Genomic DNA, 24,803 nt, shown 5'->3' with positions numbered 1-24,803 from the left:
CGATGCTACCAATCACATTGATCGAACGCCTGCAGCTCGTGCCGCACGTGCCCAATGGGAACGACTGGCGCGGTGCCGATTGCTGGGGCATCGTGTGCCTTTGGTATCGCGAGCGGTTCGGCATCCGGCTCGATGATCGCGGCGATATCTCTTACGGCGTCGGTGGATTGCAACAGGGTTTCGACGCTCGCACCGACTGGACTCCGGTCAGCATCGCAGGCAGCGATGACGTTGTCGTCATGCGGGCCGCTAAAGGCCGCCAGGTGCTCGCTGCCGGCCACGTCGGCGTGCATTGGAACGGGCTTGTTATTCATTCGAGCGAAGACACGGGGTGCGTCGCCGTTCCTCTGGCCTCCCGGCAAATCCGACATCGCGTTACCGGTTTTTTCCGGCATCGGAGCCGCTCATGAGCGATAGGATTGAGATCGCTCACAGGCCCGCCGGCTTGCCCGTCCCTTGGCAGCCGCTTCCTGTGCCGTGCGGTGCGAGCCTCGCTGACATCGTCGAAGATTGCTATGGCACCGTGGACGGTATCGCCGCCTGGGTGCAAGAGCCCGATGGCTCATGGCGGCGTGTCCCAGCCGAACTCTGGTCCCAAGTGCGGCCCCGTCGCTCCGGATGTGTCCGGTTCACATATCGGCCGTCCGGCGGGAAGGGTGGCAATATTTTCGGCGTTATCGCAGCGATCGCTCTAGCAATCGTCGCGCCATACATCGGTGGCTATATCGCCGGCACGCTGCTCGGATTGACGGGAACGACACTCACCATTGCCTCCGGCGCCATCGGAGCCGGTGTCGCGATCGGCGGGTCGATTGCGCTGACGAAGCTGTTTCCGCCGGATTCGGCGAACTTCGGCCGGCAGTCCGTCAAGGAATCGAACGCGTATCAAAGCGTCTCTTCCGATGGGAACGTCCTCGCCAAAAGCGCGTATCTGCCACTCGTAGTCGGGCGCCGCCGAATTTCTCCGCCCGATATCATGAGACCGCGCTCTTACATTGAGGACGGAATCGAGACAATCGATCGGTGCCTCGCGTTCTACGGGCGTCACGCGCTGACCGACGTCTGGGTGGACGGCACGCCGGCCGACGGCGTTCAATCTCTCACAATCGAGATCAAGGACGGCTCGGAAGCCGCCGGCGTCTATACGTTTATTGATGAAATTTCGGCACCAATCGCGATCAGCGAAGAACTCTCGACCTTCAAGGCCAACGCCACGAAGCTGGAGGACGCGGAAACGCCATCGAATTCCGAGCCGCGATGGCACGCCTTTTCGACGCCTGCGCACGAAAAGCTCGAGGAGATCGCAATCCGCATTCGGGTCGACGGATTTGCGACATCAGCCAGCGCAACGCAAAAGCTTCGCATCCCGATCCGCATTCGCTTTCGCATCAAGGGCACCGAGGAATGGAACAATTTGCCGGAGATGCATGTCATCGGACGCTCGACGTCGACGATCGTCCGCGATGTCCGGCTGCGCTGGGACGAGGACTTCGGCGCACCTGATATCGATGGCGAACTCGAATGGCAGTTCTGGCAGGAGGTTCCTGCCTCCGGCAAAGACCTTTCGGACGGGAACAGCGGCAAGCAGTGGGAAGGACACCCTTGGTTCGACGGCGGCGTGCCTCTGACATCCGTCAATCACATCACCGCGCAGCGCTTTGGTATTCGCGCGTTCCTTGATGAATCCGTCTTCCCTAAAGGGGAGTTCGAGTTCCAGGTGATGCGGGGACTGGCGCTCAACAACGATGCTCTTGATACCGCATACAAAATCTCAGGCACCGTATATTCGCTGTTCGTTTCCTACGATGCCGCCAATGTCTGGACGATTCCTGTCGATCAGGGCGGGTTCCTGGCCCGAGTGACGCCGTTGCAAGCGACGTCGATCGCAACACGCCACCCGACTGAATGGCCGGAAACAGCAATCGTTGCACTCAAAAGCAAGGGCAATTCCGTCCGCAATGTCACAGTTCTCGCATCGCGCTACGTCCTCGATTGGGACGGCAGCGCATGGGCCGCGCCGACGCCCGATTGCGCCAACCCCGCGACGCACTATCGCCAGCTGCTACATGATTTCTTGACGTTTTATGGCGTCGATACGTCATTGATCGACGATGCGGCGTTCGTCGCCTGGCGGCAAGAATGCATCGACCAGGGCTACGAATGCTCTGCTGTTTTCGCTGGCGACACGGTCGGCAATACGCTCGACGCCATCGCAACGGCCGGTTTCGCGCGCCCGCGGCTGTCGGACGGTTTCGGAATAGATTATTTTCGCGACCGGACGAATGACGTTCCCGTGCAGACGTTCTCTCACCGCAACGGGGAGGAGATCAGCTTCAGCATTGTTCTGCCGGAGCGGCCGTCTGGCTACCGCGTCTCCTATCAGAACCAGGACAACCAGTGGCGCGATGACGAGGTCGAAGTTTCGCTCGACAACGCCTCCGATATCCAGAGCCTGGAATCAGTCCAGTACAAGGCAATTGCGAAAACATCACTCGTTCGCCGCCGCGCGTATTTCGATCTTTTGCAGACTGATCTCCGGCGCCGACAGTGGATCGTTCAAACGTCGGTCGAGGGTATCGTCTGCGAGCGCGGTGACCTGGTCTCCGTTGTGACAGATCTGTTCGATGACAAGTCTCATGGCGCCCGCATTCGCCAGGTTATCGATGCAACGCATCTTGCCATCGACCAAGTCATTCCAGGCGTCGATCCTGGCCCCGATATCGGCGACGACCCGACGGTCGAGCAGATCTTCACGACTGCGGGCGATCGCTCTGTCGCCTTTATCCACACGCCGAGCGGGATCGTGCAGCGCGAAATCGTCAACATTCTCGAATCTGTCATCGAGATCGACGAAGCGCTGCCGGAGGCCGACGTTGTCGGAGCGCACATCAACATTACGACCTTGTCGAATGCGCGGCATCGTTGCTTCGTTGTCGATATCGATCGGTCTCAGGACGAGCGCGCCAAGCTGACGCTTGTGGATGAGATGCCGGAAATAAATCAGATCATGCGCGCAAAATTTGGGTGAAGCATGGGTATCAATCGCAATATTGATCCGGAAAGCTACGATACCGGCACCGCCCTGGCCGACGATATCGCCGCCACGCTGAATTATAGCGTATCTCTATGGCTCGGGCATCTAACCGGCGTGTCCGGAACGAATGCCATCACGGCCGGCGTTGCGGAGAATACCGGATTTTCCGCGCTGACGGACGGTGCTCTAGCGGTTTTAGTGCCAGCAGCAAACAACACTGGCGCCGTTACGCTCGCGGTCGAGAGCGGCTCCCCGATCGCTGTGAAGACCAGCGATGGCGCTGCTCTTGAGAACGGCGATCTGAAAGCCGGCCGAGCGATCCCGATCCAATACCACGGCACCAGCTCTGCCTGGCGCGTCCTTATCGAGGTCCCGAGCCAGAAGGTCGTCGCAAACCAGTCCGACGTGCCGCCGTATTCGATTTACGACGAGATCACAGCATCCGGGACGTGGACTGCGCCGTTCGATTGCTTCGTCAGGATTTGGCTGTTCGGAGGCGGTGCGTCCGGCCGCGCGGGTGGCGCTACGAATTCGAGAGGCGGAGGAGGCGCTGCGGTCTGCATCAAGGATCGCTACTTCATGACCGCAGGCCAACAGCTGTCGCTGACGATCGGACTGGGTGGCGCAGGTGTCAGCCCTACTCGCGACGGCAACAACGGTGGAGACAGTACTTGCACTGGTCCTAATGGTCTGAATATGAGCGCGGGCGGTGGTAAGGGCGGAAATGCCACCAACGGAGTTGGCGGGGTCGCAACGGGGGGTGATCTCAACTACGCTGGGCAGACTCGCACGAGTAGTTCTCCCTCAGGCAGTAACGGCCTTGCGCTCAAATTTACGAGCAATATCTCCCGGATCGGGCCTTTCTCATCCGGCATGGTCAATGCCGTCTCATCGGCAGGTGCACCCTCTGGCGATAGCAACGCTGGCACCGCCGGCATGGCCGTCATCGAATACACGACGGCGATCTCCTGATGTCGGAAACTTACGATCCGAAAATTCTGATCGCTGGCTACACGCCGCCGATCGGATCGCCGTGGGCCAAGACTGGGTTCTCGACTGACACGCCGAGCTGTCCGATGCAGACGGCCATGGGTTTTGTCGCCACCAGATTCTCAACCGATTCCGAAACGGCACCGCGATCTCTCGGGCTCACTTTGGTGCAAGACGACTGGGGATCCTAACGATGGGTATGAATCAAGTTCGCCTCGCGCGCGTCCAGGCGCTGCCGGAAGTTCTAGAAAAGGACATGATCTATTTCGTGCAGACGGGCAGCGGGACGTGCCGCATCGTCGTGACGGACAACGGAGGATCGCCGACAGCGTATAATGCAGGACCCAATCCGCGCGGCGCCTATAGCGGCGCTGAGACTTACACTTTCGGCGACACAGTCAGCTATGGCGGAGCGACATGGAGCTTGATCGCGCCGTCATCGACGGGGCACGCGCCGCCGACACTCCCGGCAGTATCTAATTCCTATTGGACGCTCTTGGCCGAACCGGGGCGGTCTGTGTCTGCTCGCGGAGAATATTCTGGCGCCACGGAATATTCTGCGCGCGATGTCGTTACGCGTGACGGGTCGTCATGGATCTATATCAATTCCACGCCAGCCAGCGGACATGCGCCGCCGTTCCTTCCGTCGACGGAGAACGCATATTGGCGGCTTCTTGCGGAGCGCGGTGCCGATGGCACAAGTTTTATGCCCGATGCGCGCGGCCCGTTCTCGGGGCGTTCGGTATATGACGATGCACTTGGCGGATTTGCTTATTTCTCGACGGATGGCGACGGCGACGAGATCACGACTGCGGTTCTGTTCATCAAAATGTCCGATGCGTCCGGCGATTGGGGCCCTCCGACGCCATTCGGAACATCGGATTACAATCAGCTCACCAATAAACCAGTTCTTGGGACTGCGGCAGCCGAGAACGTAGAAGCATTTGCGACGGCGGCACAAGGTGCCAAGGCTGATACCGCTGTTCAGCCCGAGGACACAATCGCAGACGGGAAGGTCGCTCCTGCAAGCCTCGATTCCAGCAAAGCTGCTGAATTTCGTGCCGTCATCAAGGTCAGTGATACCTACGTCAACGTAAAGGATCATTTCGGCGTTAAGGGCGGTAACGATGCCGGGGACTGGGCGAAAATCCAGGCGGCACTTGATGCTGAGCCGAAAGGCGACATTCTCTATTTTCCGGCCGACAGCTATGTCGGCACGGTGCCGCTCGTCATGTCGAAGCACAAATCGCTGAAGCTCGACCCGAACGCCGTATTGACGTTGAGCAGCGCCGTTTCCTCCGATGATCTCTTGCGCATCGCGGTAACAAATCCCGCGTCCAGCGACGTGCGCAACATGATCATCGAGGGCGGCACTTGGATTGCGGACGCCCGCGCCAACTGCGCGATCAACGTCAACCCGGCCAACTCCACGCCGGGCCAGAACCCGCATTTCGAAACGCATATTCGCAATGGGATGATCACTGGCGGCCTCTGTGGCATTCGCATCGGCGGCGCAACACCGGCAGGCGACACCAATTTCAACACGATCGAAGGCTGCAATATCTCCATTCAAAGTTCGGGCGGCCTTGCCATCAACCTAGACGGCTGCGCCGACGGGCACCGCATTCTGAACAACCTGATGTTCGGACCCGGGACTGGCGTTCGCCTCAACCTCGTGCTCGGGGCGTATAAGACGCTGATCTCCGGCAACTGCATCGTGACGCGCGACGGTGCGCTGCTGGTCACGAACGGGTCGAACTGGAGCTTCGAGAACAACCAGGTCGAGCAGCACGGCGGCACGAATTTGCTAGGTCAGCACATTCAGGTCCAGGGTCTCGCTTACCCGGCGAAGCATTGGCGGATCGTCGCCAACAATTTCGGCGGCGGCAGTGACGTAAACTATTCAATTTGGCTGATGAATTCTATCGCAGGTTTGATCGATGAAAATCAAATGCAGCTCTGCGCTATCGCGGACGTTGGTCTGGTCGATGGCGGTGACGGGTATGCACCAAGATACAACACGATTGGAGCGCGTAACACGTTCCGCGGCGCGCGCTCGATCCGGAGCGATCAGACTGACGCCAGCCGCCGCATGATCCTTGACGTAAGCCCAGGTATCAACAAAGACAAAGGCATTTGGCGCAGCGCTTCCGGACTGACGTACTCGAACAGTTGGGCGCAGAGCAATCTGCGACGCATGGTCGACGAGCACGGCATCCTTCATTGGGAAGGCGCGCTGAGCGGCGGAACGACATCGGCAGATACCGTCATTCTTGCAGCTGGCCAGTTGCCGGCCTGTGAACGCCCCATCGATACGACCGTGCGCGCACCGGTCGGAACTGCCAGCGGTGTTGGCCAGATTGAGTTCGGGACCGATGGCGGGCTGATCGTCAGATCGTTGCCCGCGGCAAGTCCTGTGCTGAGCGGAGTCAGCTACCCAGTCAAATGGTGGGATACGTACGAGGCGACGCCGTAAATTCTCGTTTCATACTCAGCGACAAGAGCAACCCCTGACCAACGCACCGGCACAAGCCGAAGCGTTCAAAATGTGACGCTCACGATCCCTGAACTGCTCGCGATGCTTCCAGCATCGCTGTTGCCTCTCACGCCGTAGTCTTTCACCACATCCAAAATCGGGGGAACCCATGACCAACGCACCGGCAGATGCCGAGGCGCGATTTCGCGCGTGCCTGGCACAGACGCTCAAATGGGAGGGCGGCTACTCGAACGACAAATACGATCCTGGCGGCGCGACGATGCACGGCATCATCCAGCGCGAATACGATGCCTACCGGGCGCGCAAAGGCTTGTCGAAACGCGACGTCAGATTGATCGCCCAGGCCGAAGAGCAGGAAATTTACCGGCACAGCTACTGGGACGAGGTCCGCGCTGACGAGCTGCCGAAGGGTGTCGATCTCGCGGTGTTCGACTTCGGCGTCAACTCCGGGCCGCCGCGCGCCGTGAAGGCCATGCAGCGCGCGCTGGGTGTCGCCGCCGACGGCCGCATCGGGCAGATCACGCTTGCCGCGATCGACGCCGCCGATCCGGATGAACTCGTCGAGGGGATCATGGCGCAGCGCCGCTCGTTCCTGCGACAGATCAAAACATTCTGGCGCTTCGGCAAGGGTTGGATGCGCCGCTGTGACGGCATCGAGCAGCAAGGTCTCGCATGGGCCGGGACCGGCAGCGCCGTGGCTTTCGGGGGCTTCTTCGCTGTCGAGCCGGAGTTCGCCGGCGACGAGCAGGCCGCCTGCCAAGGCAAAGCTTACGACGAGCGGCCGGAGAGGACGTTCGACACGAGCGAGGGAAAGGCGGCGATCGTCACGACCGGCGCCGGCAGTGCGAGCACGCTTCTGGCCGTTACGCAGTCAGCCAGCACCGCCTACAGCAATGGGCATTTTGACCTCGTGCTGTTCCTGCTCACGCTGGCGAGCAATCAGGCGTTCATCGTCGGAGTGTGTGCGCTGACGGGTGGGCTCGTCGGCTGGTTCGGGCGCGGGCGTCTCATCAGGCAGGAGGCGGTGTGATGTGGACCGCACTCGCCCTCCTCTTCGCGCGGCTCAAGACCCGAGCCAAACAGATCGGTGGCGGCGCGATCGGCGTCGCCGCCCTGATCGTCCTCGCCATCGTGCTCGTCGTCGGCAGCATCGTGTGGCTGAAGGGCGTGATCGTCGACGGCGCGATCGCGGGCCGAGATCTCGCTTGGACGAAAACGCTCACTGCCGCGACCGACAAAGCGCGGAACGAGGAAGCCGCTGCGCGCGCGCAGCGCGAGCGCGCAGCGAACGCCGAGCGCGACAAGGCGCGGGCCGAAGCCGAGGCCGCCGTCGACCAGGTGCGCGAGTTGGAACAGGAACTCGCCGCGCTGAAAGACAACCCGGTTTGCTACACGCCGGAAATCACAAGGATCCTGCGCAAATGAAATGGCCTCTCGCCGTCGTTTTTCTCGTCCCCTTCCTGATGGGCAACGGTGGCGGTTGCTCGTCCGAGCCGCCGGAGCCGACGATCGTCGTCCGCAACGTCGAGGTGTCGCCGCCAAACGAATGTCTGACGCCTGACCCTGCTTGGAAGAGCCCGCCGGTCGACGGCGAGCGCAGCAAGGCGACGTCGCGGCGTGAGCAAGAGAATAAGCGCGCGTTCAACGCGATGCGCGCCGAGCGTTCCGTGTGCCGGGCCGGGCTCAAGGCGTCGCCGCCAACGCAAGATTTCAAGGGGTAAGGGAAGATGGATATCAAAACGGTGGAAAAGCAGATCGCGGACGCCGCCAATGACATCGGCGCCGAGATCGAAAACGATGCGAAATCATTGTTCGCAACGATCACGAGCGCGATATCTTCGTTTCTCGGGTTCGCGAATCCGAAATGGAAGCAATTCGTCGTCGAGTGGCGGGTCTGGACGTGGACGAAGCGCGCGGCGTTCCTCATGGTTGTCGGTGTCTTCAGCTACGGGACCTATTATTGGGGTTCAGGAGCGGCTCGGCTGCTCGGCGGCAATGTCAGCGCCGCCGTGGCCTATGCCAATGGTGACGTTGTCAGCAAGGCCGACGTTGCGAAGACCCAAAGCGAACTTGGCCGCGCCGCAACTGCGCAGAAAGACAGCCTCGACGCTCTGAAGCAGAGGGTCGACGCACTGAGCGAGAAGTTCGACGGGCTGTCCGATAGCATTCGACAGCTGCAGATCGAAACCGGCGCTCTGCTAGAGGCGGCGGCTGCGAAACCAGTGGCGAAGGTCACGACAGTCTCGGTCCCGCGCAAGCAGGCCGCTCCCGCTAAGCCAAAAGCGGCCAGCACGCCGAGTGTTTGGGACCAGATGAAGGCGGTTTTGCCCTAACCCGGAGGCCGTCCGATGAGAACTCTAGAATTCGATCGCGATAGGCTGATCAACGATGCGATTCAACGGCTCCGACCCGCCGAACGGTGCGCCAGTGGCCGATCCGCTCATGGCGATGCTGCTGCAGCAGTCCGTCAAGACGGACTGGATCATCCATTCTCTCGGCGGGATGGAGCAGCAGCTGAAGCAAGGGCATGCGCTGCACCAGGACCTCATTACGGAGCAGAAGCGCCACGGCCAGGCCATACAGCGGATCGACGAAGCGCACCGCAAAACGCAGCAGGACGTCCGCCAGCTAAAGCGTCGCCACCCCAAAGCCCCGAAAATCGAGGACGTGAAGGAGTTCCTCAAGCTAGTTCGGGAGGGGTGGCAGTACCTCCTGCTGGCGGCGGCGGTAGCGGGCAAATTCTACCAGTGGCTCTCGACACATCTGGCGCTGTTCGGGGGAAGCTGATGCGGTGGGGCGCCGTTTGCGTGGCGCTCGTCCTCATCCTTTCCTACCGCTTTTGATATCCGGCGATTGAGGGGTCAGCCCGCCCTCGCGTACGCCGTCTAGACCGCCGATGCGATCGGCGCGTCTCAGCCCCGCCGCTCCTGGCCAACGCCGGAGCGGCGGGGCTTTTTTGTGCGTTTGGTCTAGGCTACAAGGCGAAAAATCGCGAGATGGACGGCGCGACCCGAAGTCCGGCACTGCCCGTTGCGGGCCCCCGCAACCAACTTTACCACTGATTTTGCCGGTCAGTGGATTTGACCAGGTCGGTCCACGGCAACCATCGCTTTCACGACACGGTTCGCGCTCGGCTCCATGAGCAACGCCGGACGCGCCATAAGCGCCGCATCGGACAAGTCCGGACAACAGGACTCACTCCGCTGCTTGAAGGTTCTGCGCTTCGATGATCGTTCTGATTTCCGCACGGCAGGAGCCGCAGTTCGTGCCGGCTTGAAGGGCTTCGCCGATGGCGGCGACGGAGTGGCATCCGCGCCGAACGGCGGCGGCAATTTGGTTGGCACCGACACCAAAACAGGAACAGACGGTCGCGCCATTGTCGGTCGCGCCGGCACCCGGTCGCCCGGCAATGAACTTGAACCGCGAAGCGGTCCTCGGATGCGGCGCGGTAAGCTGTGCAACTGCCCAATCGCGCGAAACGGCCACTGGCTCCGATGCCAGAAACAATGCGCCCCGCAAACTTTCGCCCCGATAGCAAGCGAAGCGGTAGGAGGAACTCTGACGGTCGTGAAAAGCGATGGTTTCGGTGTCTTCGGATGCGCCCAACAGCTCATTCGCGAAAGACGACCAATCCTCCCGGCCGTCGGCGAAACCCAGCTCGAGCCGCCAACCCGCGCTGCATTTTGCGAGTGCCCAATAGGCGGCGTCAATGTTCTCGGGCTTACGGTCGAGAACGGCAAAGCCGTAAGTCGAGACTGCAAATCGCTCGATGCGAACTGAGATATTCTTCGATGCTGGTTGTCCGGAAATCGCATCGACCACAGCAGGCACGAGCGTGTCGACGCGGGCCTTCGATGCGTACTGGTCGGTCCAGTGCATCGGAACGAAGATCGATCCCGGACGCTGACGCGCCGATATCAGCGCCCGGACCAGAATTGCTCCATTTCCCGTCGAAATGCGGATGATGTCCGCGTCGCCGATATTGTAGCTTGCGGCATCGCTGGGATGAATTTCCGCGAAAGGCTCGCCGTAGTGTTGCGAGAGACGCTGGCTTTTCGCTGTGCGTGTCATCGTGTGCCAGTGATCGCGAACGCGCCCGGTGTTGAGCGTCATCGGATATGCTGCCGGCGTTGTTCGCCGCGGTTCCAGATCGAGCGACGTGAAACGGGCCTTGCCGTCGCGCGTGAAAAACGTTCCGTCCGTGAACAGACGGATGCTTGGCTCTTTGCCTACGTGTCGCGGCCATTGGAAGGGTTCAAGGCGATCGAACTCAGTTTCGGAAATATTCGCAAATTGGCCAATATCGAAGTCGCGCGTGCCGTTGTTCTCGAAGCCGGAAAGCGCGGCGTGTTCGGCGAAAATCTCGGACGTCGATTTGTAATCGAAGGCCGCGCCGAATCCCATGTGCTTCGCCACTTCACAAACGATCCACCAATCGGGACGCGCCTCGCCTGGGAGCGGCAAAAACGAGCGCTGTCGGGAGATGCGCCTTTCGGAATTGGTAACGGTTCCGCTCTTCTCTCCCCAAGCCGCCGCCGGAAGCCGCACACGTGCGTGACGCACCGTGTCCGTTTTGGCAATCACATCCGATACGACGACAAACGGGCAGTTTCGGATTGCGTCCTCGATTTTGCCTGCGTCCGGCATCGACACGACTGGATTGGTCGCCATGATCCAGAGAGCTTTGATCCGGCCGTCGGCAAGCGCGCGAAACATATCGACGGCCTTGAGGCCGGACTTCGCGGCGACGAGCGGGGCCTGCCAGAACCGGCGAACGCGATCGCGATCCTCGGCGTTCTCGATGTCCATGTGTGCCGCGAGCGTATTCGACATGCCGCCGACCTCGCGCCCGCCCATCGCGTTCGGTTGGCCCGTCACCGAGAACGGCGACGCGCCGGGTTTCCCGACGCGGCCCGTCGCCAAATGGCAATTGATGATGGCGTTGACCTTGTCGGTGCCGCGCGCAGACTGATTGACGCCCTGGCTGAAGACGGTGACCGTTCGGTCGGTCCGCGCGAAAAGCTCGAAGAAGCTCCGCAATAGTCTGTGATCAAGCCCTGTTTGTTCGATGATCGCCAAGATGTCCATCGCATCCGCGGCACGCAACGCGTCGGTAAAGCCCGACGTGTGGGCGGCGATGAAATCTTGGTCGATCGCGTCGGTTTCAAACAAGTGCGAGAGCAACGCGGAAAACAGCGCAACGTCACCATCAGGTTTGATCGGAAGGTGCAAGTCGACAATGTCAGAAGTCATCGTCCGTCTCGGATCGATGAGGACGATCTTCATTTCGGGTCGCTTGTCTTTAGCAGCGACGATGCGCTGATAGAGGACGGGATGGCACCAGGCGAGATTCGAACCGACAAGAACGATGAGGTCGGCAATCTCGAGATCTTCATAGCAGCCCGGAACGGTGTCCGATCCAAACGCGCGCTTGTGCCCGGCAACGGATGAAGCCATGCAGAGGCGCGAATTGGTATCGATGTTCGCGGAGCCGATGAAGCCCTTCATCAGCTTGTTGGCGACATAGTAATCTTCCGTCAGCAGCTGACCCGAGACGTAAAACGCCACTGAATCCGGACCATACTCCGCGATCGTCTCGGAGAATCGCGACCCGACCAGCCGCAGCGCCGCATCCCAGCTCACTCTTTGTCCGTCGACTTCCGGATAGAGAAGGCGATCGTCGAGATCGACCGTTTCGCCGAGCGCCGAACCCTTCGAGCAAAGTCTGCCGAAATTGGCCGGGTGCGTCGTGTCACCGCGAATTCCAACTTTGCCGTCCAAGGACACATCCGCGAGAATACCGCAGCCAACACCGCAATAAGGGCAGGTTGTCTTTGTGGGTTGCGGGGCGGTCATCGGCTCCGCCCTCAAGCTGCGCGATCGGCTTTGACGATGAGCGCGATGAAAATCTGCTGATCCTCGACCTTGACCGGGATCGTGCGCACGGAACCTTCGTCGGCCCCCAATGCCTTGCCCGTCTCGAGGGAAATGGCCCAATTGTGTAACGGGCAGGTCACCGCCGTCCCGTGCACGATGCCTTGGCTCAACGGGCCACCCCGATGTGGGCAATGATCTTTGATCGCGAAGATACGATCATCCATCGTTCGAAACACGCCGATCTTACCTTGCGGAGTTTCGATGCAGCGCGCGCCGCGCTGCGGAATATCGGTGATGCTGCCGATCGCAAACCAGCTCATTTTGTCACTCCGCCGCTAGTGCTATTCCGATTGTCGCCATCGGCTTGAACTCATGCTTGTGAAGGCCTGAGACACGCTCCGACCACGGATCGACCTGGGCGAACTGCTGCGAATAGACGAAGTGGTTGAAGTAAGACTTGCGTTTCTCGACGTCGTCGAGCACCTGACGGCGCACCTCGGCAATCGTGACGCGCTTCGCCCATTTGTAGATGCGCTCGAGATAGCGGGCCTGTTCGCGGTACATTTGAACAAGCGCGACGATGACTTCGAGCGCTTCGTCCTCTGTCTTGACGACGCCAAGGACCTCCGTGCCCTTGATATCGAGGCCCGCAGCTCCCGCGAAATGAATCTCGTAGCCGGAATCGACACAAATGACGCCGACGTCCTTGCACGTCGCCTCGGCACAGTTTCGCGGACAGCCAGAAACCGCCATCTTGACCTTTGCGGGCGTCCACGAGCCCCACATGAATTTCTCGATGCGGATGCCGAACCCGGTCGAATCCTGCGTTCCGAAGCGGCACCAGTCGGTGCCGACGCACGTCTTAACCGTGCGCAGGCCCTTGGCGTAGGCGTGGCCGGAGACGAAGCCAGCCTTACCGAGATCGGCCCACACAGCCGGTAGGTCTTCCTTCTTGATGCCGAGCATGTCGATACGCTGACCGCCGGTGACCTTCACGGTTGGAATGTCGAATTTATCGACGACATCGGCGATGGCACGCAGCTCTTTTGAACTCGTCACGCCGCCCCACATGCGCGGCACGACCGAATACGTTCCGTCCTTCTGAATATTGGCGTGCACCCGCTCGTTGATGAAGCGCGACTGATAATCGTCGGCATACTCACCCGGCCAATCGCAGACCAGATAGTAGTTCAATGCCGGACGGCATTTGGCGCATCCGCAGGACGTCGCCCATTCCAGCTCCTGCATGACGGCGTAGATATTTTTGAGGTTCTTGGCTTTGATCAGTCGGCGGACATCGTCGTGCCCGAACGCCGTGCATCCGCACATTGGTTGCACAGCTGCTGGATTGTAGGAGTCGCCGAGCGTCAAAGACATCAGTTGCTCGACGAGGCCGGTGCATGAGCCGCACGAGGCCGACGCCTTGGTGTGGGCACGTACACCATCGAGCGACGTCAACCCTTTTTCCTGAATAGCACCGACGATCTTGCCCTTGCATACGCCGTTGCAGCCACAGATTTCCGCGTCATCTGGCAAGGCTGCAACGGCCGCCATAGGGTCGAGGGGGGACCCTCCCTGATAGGCTTGCCCGAAAATCAGCGTATCGCGCATGTCGGTGATATCGACCTGCTTCTTTTTCAGGTCGTTGAACCAAGCGCCATCGGCCGTCTCGCCGTACAGAACCGTGCCGATGATGCGGTTGTCTTTCAGAACAAGCCGCTTGTAGACGCCGGCCGACGCATCACGCAGGACAATTTCGTGCCGGTCTTCACCGTCCGCGAAATCACCGAGCGAAAAGAGCTCGATCCCGGTGACTTTAAGTTTTGTCGGCGTGTCGTTATGGACGAACGCGGCCGTGCTTGTTTTGTCGGCGAGATGGGCGGCAGCGATGCGTGCCATTTCGTAGAGCGGCGCGACAAGTCCGTAGACATGGCCGCCAACTTCGACGCATTCACCGACAGCCAGGATATCCGGATCCGATGTGTGCATTCCCGCGTCGACGACGATTCCGCGATTGGTGGAGAGTCCCGCGTCCCTAGCAAGCGCTATATTCGGCTTGATGCCCGCTGCCATCACAACCAGCGTCGCAGGAATGACGCGACCGTCCGCAAGCTCGACGCCTTCCACTTTCTTGTCGCCCAGGATGGCTTTCGTATTCGCCTTACAGATGACCTTGATGCCTCGATCTTCTATAGCCTGCTGTAAAAGGTACCCGGCCGCTGGATCGAGCTGACGCTCCATCAGTGTCGGCATCAGATGCAGGACCGTGACGTCCGTGCCCTGAGCTTCGAGGCCCGCGGCAGCCTCAAGACCGAGGAGGCCACCACCGATGACGACGGCCTTCGAACGCGATTGCGCCGCGAGAAGCATGGCGTTGACATCGTCAAGATCGCGATAGCTCAAAACGCCCGGCAGATTGTTGCCCGGCACCGGAAGGATGAACGGGACCGAGCCCGTCGCGATGACGAGTTTGTCGTAGTGTTCGACGACGCCGTGGTCAGACGTCACAGTCTTGGCGGTACGATCAATCGCGACAATCTTGTGCCCCTTGTAAAGGGTGATGCCATTCTTGATGTACCAGCCGTCACCGTGGATGATGATCTGCTCGTAGCTTTTTTCGCCCGACAGAACGGGCGAGAGCATGATGCGATCGTAATTGACGCGCGGCTCGGCGTTGAAGATCGTGACGGTGTAGCGCCCCGGCGAACTCTCGAGCAGATGCTCGAGCATGCGGCCCGGCGCCATGCCGTTTCCGATGATGACGAGTTTTTCGGTCATGGCTGTGAAGTCCCCATGGTGTCGCCCTCAAAAGGCGGCTTCACTTCGGCTGCGGCTTTCGTTGCGTGGGCGAACGGTTCGAGAATTCGCTCAAGTCGAAGATGGCTCATGCCCGGCCTCCGGCGTGTGCGAGACGCGTGTCGGCGACGTCAGACTGGGAAGTGGAAGCGTTTGCGCTTCGGCCTATGCGCCGCACCGAAATGTGCATCCAGACGAAGAGGGAGACGACGATGACGAAGAGAAGCATGAAGCAGCTTGTCCAAAGCTCCGTCACCTGAGCGAGAAAGCCGAATGCGATAGGCAGGATGAAACCGCCGAGCCCGCCGATCATGCCCACAAGTCCGCCGACCGAGCCGACGTTGTCCGGGTAGTAGGTCGCGATGTGCTTGTAGACGGCGGCCTTTCCGATGCTCATGAAAAAACCGAGCACAAAAGTCATGCCGATGAAGACGAGCGGACTGATTTCGAAATGCGCCGAGACCGGACCGTGTGTTCCATGCATGACATAGTCGGTCGGCGGCAGTGACAGCACGAATGTTGCGATGGCAGCGACGCCAAAGCACCAATACATCACTGTCCGCGCGCCAATGCGGTCCGACAGAACACCGCCGTAGGCGCGAAAGATACTTGCCGGGATGGAATACGCGGCCGCAACCATGCCCGCGGTCTCGATGTCGAAGCCGTAGACGCCAATGAGGTAACGGGGCAGCCAGAGCGCGAGCGCGACGAAGGCGCCAAAGGCGAAAAAATAGTACATCGCAAAGCGCCACACGCGGATGTCTTTCAGCGGCGCGAGTTCCATCGCGTAGGCTTTTGGCGCTTCGCCGGTCCTGCGGCGTTCGACCGTTATCGGATCATCGGTCGTCGTAAGCCAGAATATGACCGCAATGACCGCGAGCGCGGCAGCCCAGATCAGCGCGACCGTGTGCCAGCCCCATGCCACGAGCGCAAAGGGAGCGAGAAATTTCGTGACCGCGGCGCCCACATTTCCGGCGCCGAAGATTCCGAGCACCGTCCCTTGTTGTCCCTGCTGGAAAAACCTCGAGACGTAAGCAATGCCGACAGCGAACGAGCCTCCCGCAAGGCCTATTCCGAGTGCCGCCAAAAGCATTTGAGGGTACGTTTGGGCGAAGATGAGAAGCGCCGTCGCAACGCTCGCCGCGAGCATGGTCACCGTGAAAACGAGGCGCCCACCATAGCGATCTGTCCAGATTCCGAGGAAAATGCGCGCCAGAGAACCCGTCAAAATCGGTGTTCCCGCGAGCAATCCGAACTCCGCTTCAGTCAGACCGAGTTGATCTTTGATGTGGAGTCCAATGATGGCGAAAATCGTCCAGACTGCAAAGCAGGCCGTGAACGCAAACGTGGAAACCCACAGGGCGCGGCCCTCGGGCGTCGATACCGTGAGAACGGAACTTTCTTGTGTGCGCATCAGATGCTCCCGGTCATTGCGCAAAACAAAAAAGCTGCCGGCCAAGCGCTCGCACCCCTCGACGAGGGTGTGAAGGCTTGATCGGCAGCTTTGCCTATGGAGCGCCCGCCATTGGACGCGGATGAAATCCTAAGCGCGCAACTCGCGCAGCTTAGGTGAGCTGGGTACAAGACCTTCAACTCGAGTCTTTTTCGACGATGCGGCACCTGCGAAGGCATCGCAAGTCCAAACATTCAGCAGTTTAACGCCGCTTCGGCGCAAAATTTGTGCAGTGCAAGCTCAGAGCTTCTGACTCGCTATATAGGAATCGAGCTTGTCGGGATCGAACAAACCGCCGTCGAAAAAGCCGTCCGGCCCAAGCACCAAGCTGGCGCCGGATGACCCGACTGGGGTAGCGGCGGTGAGCGCGCCCTCCACTTTGGCATTCGCGACCGGAAGCGCGATACCCAGCGGTTTCAATGCCGCTCGATAGAGGTCGGGCCGGTACGTCTCTCGCGCAATCCGCGCATGTTCCGCGCTGTGTTGGATTTGTCCCCAGCGGACCATCTGCGAATAGAACCAGAGTGCGTGGCTCTTCCACGGAAACGTCGCGGCCTTCGCGAACGGAACAAAGAAATCTGCGACCGCTTTCGTGTCTCCGCTTCCGTCCGGTAATTCTCCTTCGAGCGCCGGGAGCAGCCACTCGCGAGGCCGGCCGACATAGCTTTTTTCGGCCAGGATGCGCGCGAGATCACCGCGATTTCGCGCATTGCCGCACCATTCCGCAGCCTTGCAAAGCGCCCGCAGAAGCGCGGAAAGCACATCGAGATTATCTTCCGCCCAACGCGCGCTCACGCCCAGGACCTTTTCCGGACTGGACCGCCAAATCGCGGCTTTGACCGTTGCGATGTGTCCCTTGCCGGCAAGAGCGGCCGCAGTATTCCATGGCTCGCCCACGCAATAGCCATCGATTGTGCCACTCGCCAATGCGTCCAACATCAGCGGAGGCGGAACAATGACGATCTCGACATCGCGTGATGAATCAATTCCGCAGGCTGCCAGCCAATAGCGAAATTCGTAGTTGTGCCCTGAGTAAGGATGGACCACGGCGAAGCGCAGCATCGGCTTCGATGTGGAAGCGCCGCGGTCTGTGACGACAGCTTTCAACGCCCGGCCAGTCGCTGCCGGGTCGAAGTCGGCCCTTGCTCCCTTGTCCACCATGTCGGCCCACAAGGCATTCGAGACCGTAACCGCATTTCCACCAAGACCGAGCGCCATCGGGACAATCGTCGGCACGACGAGGGGCGTCAGCCCGAGATTGCAGGCGATTGGCATCGGCGCAAGAACATGAGCGACCTGAAAATGCCCCACGGCCAATCGATCACGAATGTTCGCCCACGAGGTTTCACGCGCCAGGGCGAGATCGATACCCTCAGCCGCCGCAAAGTTCAGCTCCTTCGCAACGACGAGAACCGCACTGTCTAGAAGCGGCAAGAAGCCCGCCGTTATTTGGTTTGCGCCGCCCACGATTATCGCTCCCCCTCACGCGGCGACAGAAGCCCGGCCGCCGTTATCAAACCTTCGGCAATCTCCCCAATCTTTCGGTTCTGGTTCATCGCGGTTTTGCGCAGAAGTGCGTAGGCTTCCGACTCCGAAAGGCCCCGTGTCGCCATGAGGATGCCCTTGGCACGGTCAACAAGCTTGCGGTTTTCGAGTTCGGATCGCGCTTCTTCGAGTTCGCGGACCATGCGCGAAAAGGCGTTGAAACGACAGATCGCCATGTCCAAGAGTGGCTTGACGCGTTCTTTCTTTAAGCCATCGACGACATAGGCGGAGACACCGGCATCGACCGCTGCCTCGATCGATGCACTATCCGAGTGGTCGACGAACATTGCGATCGGCCGCTTCACCGCGCGCGAAAGCTGAAACATGTTTTCGAGCATATCGCGATTGGGATTCTCGAGGTCGATGACGATGACATCAGGCTCGATCTCGGTGATGCGGCGCGCGATACCGACGACGTCATGGACGATCGTCAGGTTGACATAACCCGCATCTCGCAGCCCGGCCTCGATCACCGACGCGCGCAGCCGGTTTTCGTCGATGACGAGGACAGAAAGAGGATTCGGCGGCGGCTGCATGCTCGTGTCCACAAGGAAGACTGTGTCGCCTACACGATTTATGCGGTCGGTCAACTGCCCAAATGAATACCGAAGGAGAGCGAGCGATGCCAGCTTGCGCATCTAGCGGCAGAAATATCGACGGCCGCCCGTCGCTGTAAATTGTTGAAGGACAGCCTAGAACTTCACCGTTCCGGAGACCATTGTCGAATTGCCCTCCCAACGCTTGTCTGCGTTGAATTCCTGATAAAAGCGCGCGCTGAGGATGACCGGTGTCTTATCGACAAGCGTCGTGTACGTGAGCGCCGGACCTATAGCGTCAACGCTTCCTTCAAACGGCCCGAGCACGGCGCCAGTGCCGGAGTCACCAGTCAACTGGCGATAGTCATAGCCGGCGACGCCAATGACCAATCCAGTGCAGACTTCTCGCCCGATTGCCCACTCGAAGTGGAAATCCGTGCCGCTTTGATAGTCCGTTGCCGTGTTCTCGAAATTGAAGGTCACCCCAACTGTGCCGTTAAATTGGAGTTTTGAGGTCTTCTCCGTCCACGTGAAGCTCCAGCCCGTATCGATGCCTGGCCGGTTGAGGCCGATGTCCGGTTTGAACCCCACCTCGTAGCGGCCGCTTGGCGCAACGACCTGCACATAGGCAGTATGAGCAAATTCTCCGCTCTGCCATCCGAGTTGTGCTCTCGTGGTGATGTCGCCCAATCCCCAGCCCGCGGTTTCGCGCTCGACCGGCGGAAGAGGGGGAGCACTCACGTTGGCTCTCATGCTGATGTGGCCGGTGGGAATAGTGACCGCAAGACCGAAATTACCGCCAAGGATTTTTCGATCCGGCACGTAGAGGCCGTTGATAAAAGCCTGGAAGAAATCAACGCGAGCGCCTGCGTTGAGAGTCACGTTTCCCAACGTCACCGCGCGGCCGATCTTTCCTGAATAGAAGCCGCTTCCGACGGTTAAATAGGTGCCGGGCGGGGGCGTTACGCCCGCGCCAAACGCCGATCCGCCAAGCCCGTAAGAAGAGAAGCCCGCTTCATCTGCGCGTGCGGACGAGACGCCGGACAGAGCAAAAACCGCAATGACCGCGAAAGCAGATCGTGTGCGCATTCCGAGACCCCCATCCCGTCGAAAACGCAAACCGCTTATACAGTACGCTTATCTTCTAATAGTCGTTCAATCTGTTGCGGTACGGTCACGGCCGGCTGATTTTAAGCGTCGATTGAGCGTTCGGATTCATCAAGTCGCGCCCGGACTGGCACGGGAGCCTACACGGATTGCTCACTCGGAAATGCTGAATTCAATAGGGATTCACATAATTCATGATTGCGCTCATGCGCAGCATCACGCGGCGGATCACGTGTGTGGCCTTGGCGTGATCGGTGAAGATCGCGGCATCTCCGGTGCTGCCGGCGGGAAGGCTTGCGGCGAGTGACGGATCATCGAGCGCAATTCGAACGACGAACGGCGCTGACGCGACTTGCTTTGGTGTGACGGCGAGGCCGGAAACCTGAGTCTGGCCTGTCGATACAGCTTGCAGGACCGTTTCCACTTTGCCCGTGAAGACCTGACCTGGGAGAAATTTGAACGTCACCTCCGCGCTTTGTCCCGGCATAACGTATCGAGCGTAGATCTGCGGTATCTCAGCCGCGACAATGGTATCCGATGTATCAATGAAGGCCATCACAGGTGCTAGCGGCAGCGAAGCGACTCGTGCGCCCTTGCGGAGGGCGAGATTGGTTACGTAACCGTCCGCCGGAGCACGTACGATCGTCTTCTCAAGATTCCATTTTGCGCCCTCTATTTGCGCGTTGAGCTGATCGACCTCCGCCCGCCTTTGCTCGACGTCGAATTGTCTGCCCGCGGCCTTTTCGACGAGCTCGGTCATCTGTCCCAACCGTTGGGTTGAAAGTTTGAGCTGCGCTTCAAGAGCCTTCACTTGCGCTTCGAACGGAACGGGATCGATGCGGAATAGTATGTCTCCCTGCTTCAGCTGCGCATTCGGCTGCACTGGAACATCGACGACCTCGCCGGCGACGTCGGGCGTTATCGCAACGGAATGTCGTCCGACCACGAGTTGCCCCGAAGGCGCGCCCCAGCCCATGGGAATGAAAAGCCCGACGAGCAATGCGAGCATGACGAGGACTGGCGAGATCTTCCAAAAGAGATTGAAGGGAACGACCTTGAACCAGACGAGCAGAAAAAGCAGAAACAGATAGCCGTTGAATAGGAAGGCGATCATCGGCCCTCCTCCTTCTTCGGCGTATCGATATAGGCCCAGATCAACGCGACGGGCCAAAGCACAAAGCCGCAAATCAGCGTGACCCACCCCGCAACCGTGACAGCTTGCGTCCAGGGATGGTTCCGAGATTTTGCAATGTAGCCGGGCGCCATGGCCATCGCGACGAATGCCGCCACAGCCGTGAGAAGAAGGAAGATTAGAACGAACCAAGCAAAATAATCGATGAAAGACACGGCTTTCTCCGCGGTCTATTCGTTTTGCGCTAGTTCTTTCCCTCGCCGCTGCTTGCTCCGGTTGCCGAGCTTGCTGTCCCAGCGAGTTGCGCTTCGGGGAACTTCCACGAGCCGTCGAGTATCGACGTCTGAGGACGATAGAGCCGCACGGTGTAGTTCCAGCCGGGCATGATCGGCAGGCAATTGATGGTCTTGCCATCGCAGCCGCCAAACTGGATCTCGATCGATCCGTCGGCCGCCTTGCTCGCCGTGATATTGTTGAGCGAATAGGCGTTGTATTCGTTCTTTTGCAGATAGCCCTCGGCGTTATAGACCGTGACCGACCAGAAGCCGTCGACAGGGACATCTTTGACGTCGAGCTTATAGACCATCGTGCCGTCGTTCTTTGCGGGCACAAAGCTCAGATACGTTGCGTCTTTGTCGGGATTTCCACCCCATCCGGCGGCGGTGGCTATCAGGTGCCGTACTGGATCAACTTCGCTCTTGGTGCCGAAAGCATTCTTGAAGCCGCCAGTGAATTGCGACAGGACCAGAAGGGCGTCCCGGATCTTCTTTTGCGAGGCTTGATCCCAGTTCGGCACGTCGAATGTGCCGGCGGATTTCTGTTCGACCTTGATCGCATCCTGCAGGGCGTGAACTTCTTTCACGTCTTCGGCATCATTGGGATCGATCAGCGTTCGAATACCAACCGTCATATAGCGTGTTCCAACGTTCTCGCGCGTCAGCGTGTGCGCGCCCGGGCCGTAATAGACGGCGGGAACGTAATGATCCTCGTTGATGACTTGCAGCGTCATGAAGCGTTTGCCCGCGTCGGGCATCGCGATTGTCACCGGACCTGCGTCGAGGTCGAATACGCCGAAGGAATAAAGCGTATCGCGGTTCATTCGGATGACGGTCTGCTTATCGATCGGAGTCGGCTCGCGATTGTGTTTCAACTTCCCGAAGTCGCCGTCCTTGATGGCATTTGCCATGTAGACGTCGGACTCAGCGCGGGGGAAATTGTCGACCGTAACTGGAACTTCTTTCGACGAAGTCGATAATCCCTCTTCTGCCGACACCTGACGCACCGCGCCGGTGACGGCGAGCGCTGCGCAAACGGCCGTTGCAGCGATCGTCCAATTCTGCGAATTGCTTGCCATGACGTTGTCTCCTCGCGAGATTGCTCAGTTTCTTCTGTCGCCCGAACCCTCCGCTGCCGAGTCCACGCTTTCGAGGTCGGGCAGCCTCCACGTCTTCTGAAAGAATTCCGGCTTCGGCCCATAGACGCGGAACATCAGCTCGAACTTTCTGGCTGGGTCCGTCGGAATCCAGTTTGCCTGCTGGCCAGGAGGCGCCTTGGCGCCGATATAGATGTCAACCGAGCCGTCCTCGTTCTTCCTCAACTCAGCAGCATTCGACGCGCGGCTGGCGCGATCGACATTTTTAATGAGCGCGTGAGTTTCACGGTCGTACGCGGTCACGGACCAATACTGATCGACCGGCACATTCGGCGGAACATGCAGGCGGAACGTCTTCGCCCCATCGTAGCTCTCGCCGTTCTTGTCCTTGATATTGATGAGGTAGAACTGGCCGGCGCCCATGCGCTTGATGCCGATATAGGCGTAAGTATATGTGAGCCCACGCCGATCAACAGGATAGTCGTTGGGATCGCTCAAGCCCTCGCCAACTGCTTTGATAAATTCGGGATGGCCCGGGTAGGTCCAATGCGTGCCTTCGTAGAACGGCGGCATGCCGGCATCGTATTTCGCCGCGAGCAGCAGCTGTGCTTCGCGCACGCCTGTCGCGAGCGCCTTCTTTGTTGCGTCGTCCGGAGCGAATGCTTTCCCCTTCTCGATACCGATGGTGCGCAGCTGATCGATCAAGGCGCGGTCGCGATCGAGCCACGGCTCACTCTGCACGACGCGGTTCAAATGCTCGAAAAAGCTTTCGTCATAGCGGATCGTCGAATCGAACGTGACGTCCTTGACGTCAGTGAACACGGTCGGCGGCGGATTTGACGCCTGCGAAAGCGGATAGACTTTGGCTTGCTTGGCATAGGCCGCCGATCTCGCGACATCCGCGTCGCCGTGACTGGTGAGATTCGAGCGGAGCAGCACGTAGCTGCCGAAAGAATCCGGCTTTAGCGGAGCATAGCCGTCAGGAATTTCTCCCGCGTACCCAGGCTGCAAAATGAGGAACTTCATCCCCTTGCCTTTGTCGATCCCAAGCCGTCCGGCGTCCTCCAGGGGCAATTGCCAAACATTGACAAAGTTGGCGTTGAGCGAACCGTTTTCGTCCGCCGGCGGAATCTCCACTACGATCGGCCCGACGTCTCGAGTGTCGAAGAAGGACATGAAATAGAGCGTGTCAGGATTGGGCGTTAGCGTCTGGTTTTTCCAATCGAGCGGGCGCCCCCAATAGATGAACTGGTTCACTTTGCCCGACGTCTTGCTCAGCATCTCTTGCAGCATGAGGTCGTAGTTGACCGCAGGCATGCCCCAGATGACCGCCTCCACCGCACGGCTCTGAAGCAGGCGCGCTTTCACGTCTTCGGCAGTGAGCGTCTGTCCTTGGCTGGCAGAAAGCGGAAGAAGCAATACCAACGCAGCAAGCAGCAGCTTCTTCATCGCGCGTCCTCCTTGGGAAATACCGTCTTCCAGTCCTGCTTCATGTCGACGATCGTCCATCCTTTGGCGGTCGCTTCATCGAGCGCCTTGTCGAGACGGCCAACACGAGACGTCCGGTCGTAGGCCCACTCGCGTTCGGCATCGGTGTGATGCACGAGAAGACAAAGTCGCGCGCCGGGTGGACTGCAGGTCCATTCGAGCATCTGAAGGTCGCCGTCGGAATTGCCGAAAGCAGCGGTCGGCCGTCGGCCGATATGACGCTGGATGCCGACAGGCTTGCCGTCCTTATCGTCGTTGAGTACGAGGTCCGGCGTCTTCATGATTATGGGAGTTCCATCGCGCATCTCGAACTTGAGACCGCCCGTGCTGCCGATGACCTGCTCTGGGGGGATGCCGTAGACGCGCTCGGCCCAGGGCCGCATGAACTCGATACCGCCGCCGGAAACAATGAACGTCTTGAATCCGTTTTCACGCAGGTACGCCAGCAGCTCGATCATCGGCTGGTAGATCATCTCGGTGTAGAGCCGCCCGGTTTTCGGATGCCGGGCCGTCGCGATCCAGTCGCTGACAATCACCGCAAACTCGTCCGTGCTCATTCCCGCATGCGTAATAGCCATCAGCTCGGCGATACCGGACTCGCCTGACGCCGCAACTCCCGTTGCGTCACCCTTGAGCAGCGATGCGAAAGGCTCTTTGCTCGTCCATTCGGGATGTTGTGAAGCGAGCGTTTTCACGCGGTCAGCGACGAACAGCGCCTGAACGTACATCGGTTGCTCGGCCCACAGCGTCCCGTCGTTGTCGAAAGCGGCAACGCGTTGTGCCTCGGGCACGAAATCCGCGCTGCCGTCCTTCGTCACCCTGACGACGAAGTCGATGATGGCCTGTTTGGTTGCACCGTCGTTCCACGACGGAAGCGGCTCCGAAGCGGCCGCAACCGCCATGCACATGAATAAGGATGCCAGAATGCCCAGCATCCATGTCCCGTATTTTCGTAAGGCGATCACGGCCATTGGCC

General features: G+C 59.7%; 22 protein-coding genes. 10 read left to right on the top strand and 12 right to left on the bottom strand.

Annotated features, from left to right (window positions below):
• Positions 1–2 precede the first annotated feature (2 nt).
• From HDEN_RS14645 to HDEN_RS14600, 10 genes are all read left to right on the top strand, one after another.
• Positions 3–410 carry a hypothetical protein gene (locus tag HDEN_RS14645; RefSeq protein ID WP_041921677.1) on the top strand — a complete coding sequence of 136 codons (408 nt, stop codon included), beginning with the start codon at positions 3–5 and terminating at the stop codon, positions 408–410.
• Positions 407–3,028: a phage tail protein gene (locus tag HDEN_RS14640; protein WP_013216916.1), complete on the top strand. Its 2,622-nt coding sequence runs from the start codon at positions 407–409 to the stop codon at positions 3,026–3,028. The genes HDEN_RS14645 and HDEN_RS14640 overlap by 4 nt, the downstream gene beginning before the upstream one ends.
• A gap of 3 nt (positions 3,029–3,031) precedes the next feature.
• The gene (locus HDEN_RS14635) at positions 3,032–4,006 is read left to right on the top strand and encodes a glycine-rich domain-containing protein (protein WP_013216915.1); all 975 of its coding nucleotides are present in this window, start codon (positions 3,032–3,034) and stop codon (positions 4,004–4,006) included.
• The gene (locus HDEN_RS14630; RefSeq protein ID WP_013216914.1) at positions 4,006–4,215 is read left to right on the top strand and encodes a hypothetical protein; all 210 of its coding nucleotides are present in this window, start codon (positions 4,006–4,008) and stop codon (positions 4,213–4,215) included. Before HDEN_RS14635 ends, HDEN_RS14630 begins: the two co-directional genes overlap by 1 nt.
• Positions 4,216–4,217: 2 nt before the next feature.
• Positions 4,218–6,500, top strand: coding sequence for a pectate lyase family protein (locus tag HDEN_RS14625; protein ID WP_013216913.1), 2,283 nt, complete (start codon positions 4,218–4,220; stop codon positions 6,498–6,500).
• Between the two features lie 169 nt (positions 6,501–6,669).
• Positions 6,670–7,551 carry a glycoside hydrolase family 108 protein gene (locus HDEN_RS14620; protein ID WP_013216912.1) on the top strand — a complete coding sequence of 294 codons (882 nt, stop codon included), beginning with the start codon at positions 6,670–6,672 and terminating at the stop codon, positions 7,549–7,551.
• On the top strand, positions 7,551–7,946 hold the full coding sequence (locus tag HDEN_RS14615) for a hypothetical protein (protein ID WP_013216911.1): 396 nt from the start codon (positions 7,551–7,553) through the stop codon (positions 7,944–7,946). The genes HDEN_RS14620 and HDEN_RS14615 overlap by 1 nt, the downstream gene beginning before the upstream one ends.
• Positions 7,943–8,242 carry a hypothetical protein gene (locus HDEN_RS14610; protein WP_013216910.1) on the top strand — a complete coding sequence of 100 codons (300 nt, stop codon included), beginning with the start codon at positions 7,943–7,945 and terminating at the stop codon, positions 8,240–8,242. Before HDEN_RS14615 ends, HDEN_RS14610 begins: the two co-directional genes overlap by 4 nt.
• A gap of 6 nt (positions 8,243–8,248) precedes the next feature.
• Positions 8,249–8,854, top strand: coding sequence for a hypothetical protein (locus HDEN_RS14605; protein WP_013216909.1), 606 nt, complete (start codon positions 8,249–8,251; stop codon positions 8,852–8,854).
• Between the two features lie 55 nt (positions 8,855–8,909).
• Entirely contained in the window at positions 8,910–9,308 is a 399-nt protein-coding gene (locus HDEN_RS14600; RefSeq protein WP_013216908.1) for a hypothetical protein, read from the top strand.
• A 408-nt stretch (positions 9,309–9,716) separates the two neighbouring features.
• On the opposite strand, the gene HDEN_RS14595 is transcribed toward HDEN_RS14600, so the two are convergent.
• From HDEN_RS14595 to HDEN_RS14540, 12 genes are all read right to left on the bottom strand, one after another.
• The gene (locus HDEN_RS14595) at positions 9,717–12,377 is read right to left on the bottom strand and encodes a nitrate reductase (RefSeq protein WP_013216907.1); all 2,661 of its coding nucleotides are present in this window, start codon (positions 12,375–12,377) and stop codon (positions 9,717–9,719) included.
• Positions 12,378–12,388: 11 nt separating this feature from the next.
• Complete coding sequence (gene nirD, locus HDEN_RS14590) at positions 12,389–12,718, bottom strand: nitrite reductase small subunit NirD (protein WP_013216906.1); 330 nt, start codon at positions 12,716–12,718, stop codon at positions 12,389–12,391.
• A 4-nt stretch (positions 12,719–12,722) separates the two neighbouring features.
• Entirely contained in the window at positions 12,723–15,176 is a 2,454-nt protein-coding gene (gene nirB, locus HDEN_RS14585; protein ID WP_013216905.1) for a nitrite reductase large subunit NirB, read from the bottom strand.
• A gap of 106 nt (positions 15,177–15,282) precedes the next feature.
• Positions 15,283–16,608, bottom strand: coding sequence for an MFS transporter (locus tag HDEN_RS14580; RefSeq protein ID WP_013216903.1), 1,326 nt, complete (start codon positions 16,606–16,608; stop codon positions 15,283–15,285).
• A gap of 279 nt (positions 16,609–16,887) precedes the next feature.
• Positions 16,888–18,114, bottom strand: coding sequence for a CmpA/NrtA family ABC transporter substrate-binding protein (locus HDEN_RS14575; protein ID WP_013216902.1), 1,227 nt, complete (start codon positions 18,112–18,114; stop codon positions 16,888–16,890).
• Between the two features lie 2 nt (positions 18,115–18,116).
• Positions 18,117–18,728: an ANTAR domain-containing response regulator gene (locus tag HDEN_RS14570; protein WP_013216901.1), complete on the bottom strand. Its 612-nt coding sequence runs from the start codon at positions 18,726–18,728 to the stop codon at positions 18,117–18,119.
• Between the two features lie 156 nt (positions 18,729–18,884).
• On the bottom strand, positions 18,885–19,817 hold the full coding sequence (locus HDEN_RS14565; protein ID WP_013216900.1) for a SphA family protein: 933 nt from the start codon (positions 19,815–19,817) through the stop codon (positions 18,885–18,887).
• 190 nt (positions 19,818–20,007) lie between these two features.
• Positions 20,008–20,949, bottom strand: coding sequence for an HlyD family secretion protein (locus tag HDEN_RS14560; protein ID WP_013216899.1), 942 nt, complete (start codon positions 20,947–20,949; stop codon positions 20,008–20,010).
• The gene (locus tag HDEN_RS14555) at positions 20,946–21,182 is read right to left on the bottom strand and encodes a DUF3302 domain-containing protein (RefSeq protein WP_013216898.1); all 237 of its coding nucleotides are present in this window, start codon (positions 21,180–21,182) and stop codon (positions 20,946–20,948) included. The genes HDEN_RS14560 and HDEN_RS14555 overlap by 4 nt, the downstream gene beginning before the upstream one ends.
• A gap of 29 nt (positions 21,183–21,211) precedes the next feature.
• Positions 21,212–22,321: a DUF1254 domain-containing protein gene (locus HDEN_RS14550; protein WP_013216897.1), complete on the bottom strand. Its 1,110-nt coding sequence runs from the start codon at positions 22,319–22,321 to the stop codon at positions 21,212–21,214.
• 24 nt (positions 22,322–22,345) lie between these two features.
• Positions 22,346–23,788: a DUF1254 domain-containing protein gene (locus HDEN_RS14545; RefSeq protein ID WP_013216896.1), complete on the bottom strand. Its 1,443-nt coding sequence runs from the start codon at positions 23,786–23,788 to the stop codon at positions 22,346–22,348.
• Positions 23,785–24,798, bottom strand: a complete 1,014-nt coding sequence (locus HDEN_RS14540) for an HAD family hydrolase (protein ID WP_013216895.1) — start codon at positions 24,796–24,798, stop codon at positions 23,785–23,787. Before HDEN_RS14540 ends, HDEN_RS14545 begins: the two co-directional genes overlap by 4 nt.
• Positions 24,799–24,803: the final 5 nt, after the last annotated feature.

Origin of the sequence: Hyphomicrobium denitrificans ATCC 51888 (assembly GCF_000143145.1) — a bacterium.
Lineage (GTDB): Bacteria > Pseudomonadota > Alphaproteobacteria > Rhizobiales > Hyphomicrobiaceae > Hyphomicrobium_B > Hyphomicrobium_B denitrificans.
Note: the sequence above shows the minus strand (reverse complement) of the source record. Positions and strands in the feature narration are given on the sequence as shown.

What these genes read in the sequence shown, in the direction of transcription:
- HDEN_RS14605 (WP_013216909.1), top strand. Translation starts at nt 8,249, where the DNA reads ATGGATATCAAAACGGTGGAAAAGCAGATCGCGGACGCCGCCAATGAC.
- HDEN_RS14570 (WP_013216901.1), bottom strand. Translation starts at nt 18,728, where the DNA reads ATGCAGCCGCCGCCGAATCCTCTTTCTGTCCTCGTCATCGACGAAAAC.
- nirB (WP_013216905.1), bottom strand. Translation starts at nt 15,176, where the DNA reads ATGACCGAAAAACTCGTCATCATCGGAAACGGCATGGCGCCGGGCCGC.
- HDEN_RS14640 (WP_013216916.1), top strand. Translation starts at nt 407, where the DNA reads ATGAGCGATAGGATTGAGATCGCTCACAGGCCCGCCGGCTTGCCCGTC.
- HDEN_RS14645 (WP_041921677.1), top strand. Translation starts at nt 3, where the DNA reads ATGCTACCAATCACATTGATCGAACGCCTGCAGCTCGTGCCGCACGTG.
- HDEN_RS14600 (WP_013216908.1), top strand. Translation starts at nt 8,910, where the DNA reads ATGCGATTCAACGGCTCCGACCCGCCGAACGGTGCGCCAGTGGCCGAT.
- HDEN_RS14580 (WP_013216903.1), bottom strand. Translation starts at nt 16,608, where the DNA reads ATGCGCACACAAGAAAGTTCCGTTCTCACGGTATCGACGCCCGAGGGC.
- HDEN_RS14625 (WP_013216913.1), top strand. Translation starts at nt 4,218, where the DNA reads ATGGGTATGAATCAAGTTCGCCTCGCGCGCGTCCAGGCGCTGCCGGAA.
- HDEN_RS14630 (WP_013216914.1), top strand. Translation starts at nt 4,006, where the DNA reads ATGTCGGAAACTTACGATCCGAAAATTCTGATCGCTGGCTACACGCCG.
- HDEN_RS14540 (WP_013216895.1), bottom strand. Translation starts at nt 24,798, where the DNA reads ATGGCCGTGATCGCCTTACGAAAATACGGGACATGGATGCTGGGCATT.
- HDEN_RS14565 (WP_013216900.1), bottom strand. Translation starts at nt 19,817, where the DNA reads ATGCGCACACGATCTGCTTTCGCGGTCATTGCGGTTTTTGCTCTGTCC.
- HDEN_RS14615 (WP_013216911.1), top strand. Translation starts at nt 7,551, where the DNA reads ATGTGGACCGCACTCGCCCTCCTCTTCGCGCGGCTCAAGACCCGAGCC.
- HDEN_RS14620 (WP_013216912.1), top strand. Translation starts at nt 6,670, where the DNA reads ATGACCAACGCACCGGCAGATGCCGAGGCGCGATTTCGCGCGTGCCTG.
- HDEN_RS14595 (WP_013216907.1), bottom strand. Translation starts at nt 12,377, where the DNA reads ATGACCGCCCCGCAACCCACAAAGACAACCTGCCCTTATTGCGGTGTT.
- HDEN_RS14545 (WP_013216896.1), bottom strand. Translation starts at nt 23,788, where the DNA reads ATGAAGAAGCTGCTGCTTGCTGCGTTGGTATTGCTTCTTCCGCTTTCT.
- HDEN_RS14610 (WP_013216910.1), top strand. Translation starts at nt 7,943, where the DNA reads ATGAAATGGCCTCTCGCCGTCGTTTTTCTCGTCCCCTTCCTGATGGGC.
- HDEN_RS14560 (WP_013216899.1), bottom strand. Translation starts at nt 20,949, where the DNA reads ATGATCGCCTTCCTATTCAACGGCTATCTGTTTCTGCTTTTTCTGCTC.
- HDEN_RS14550 (WP_013216897.1), bottom strand. Translation starts at nt 22,321, where the DNA reads ATGGCAAGCAATTCGCAGAATTGGACGATCGCTGCAACGGCCGTTTGC.
- nirD (WP_013216906.1), bottom strand. Translation starts at nt 12,718, where the DNA reads ATGAGCTGGTTTGCGATCGGCAGCATCACCGATATTCCGCAGCGCGGC.
- HDEN_RS14635 (WP_013216915.1), top strand. Translation starts at nt 3,032, where the DNA reads ATGGGTATCAATCGCAATATTGATCCGGAAAGCTACGATACCGGCACC.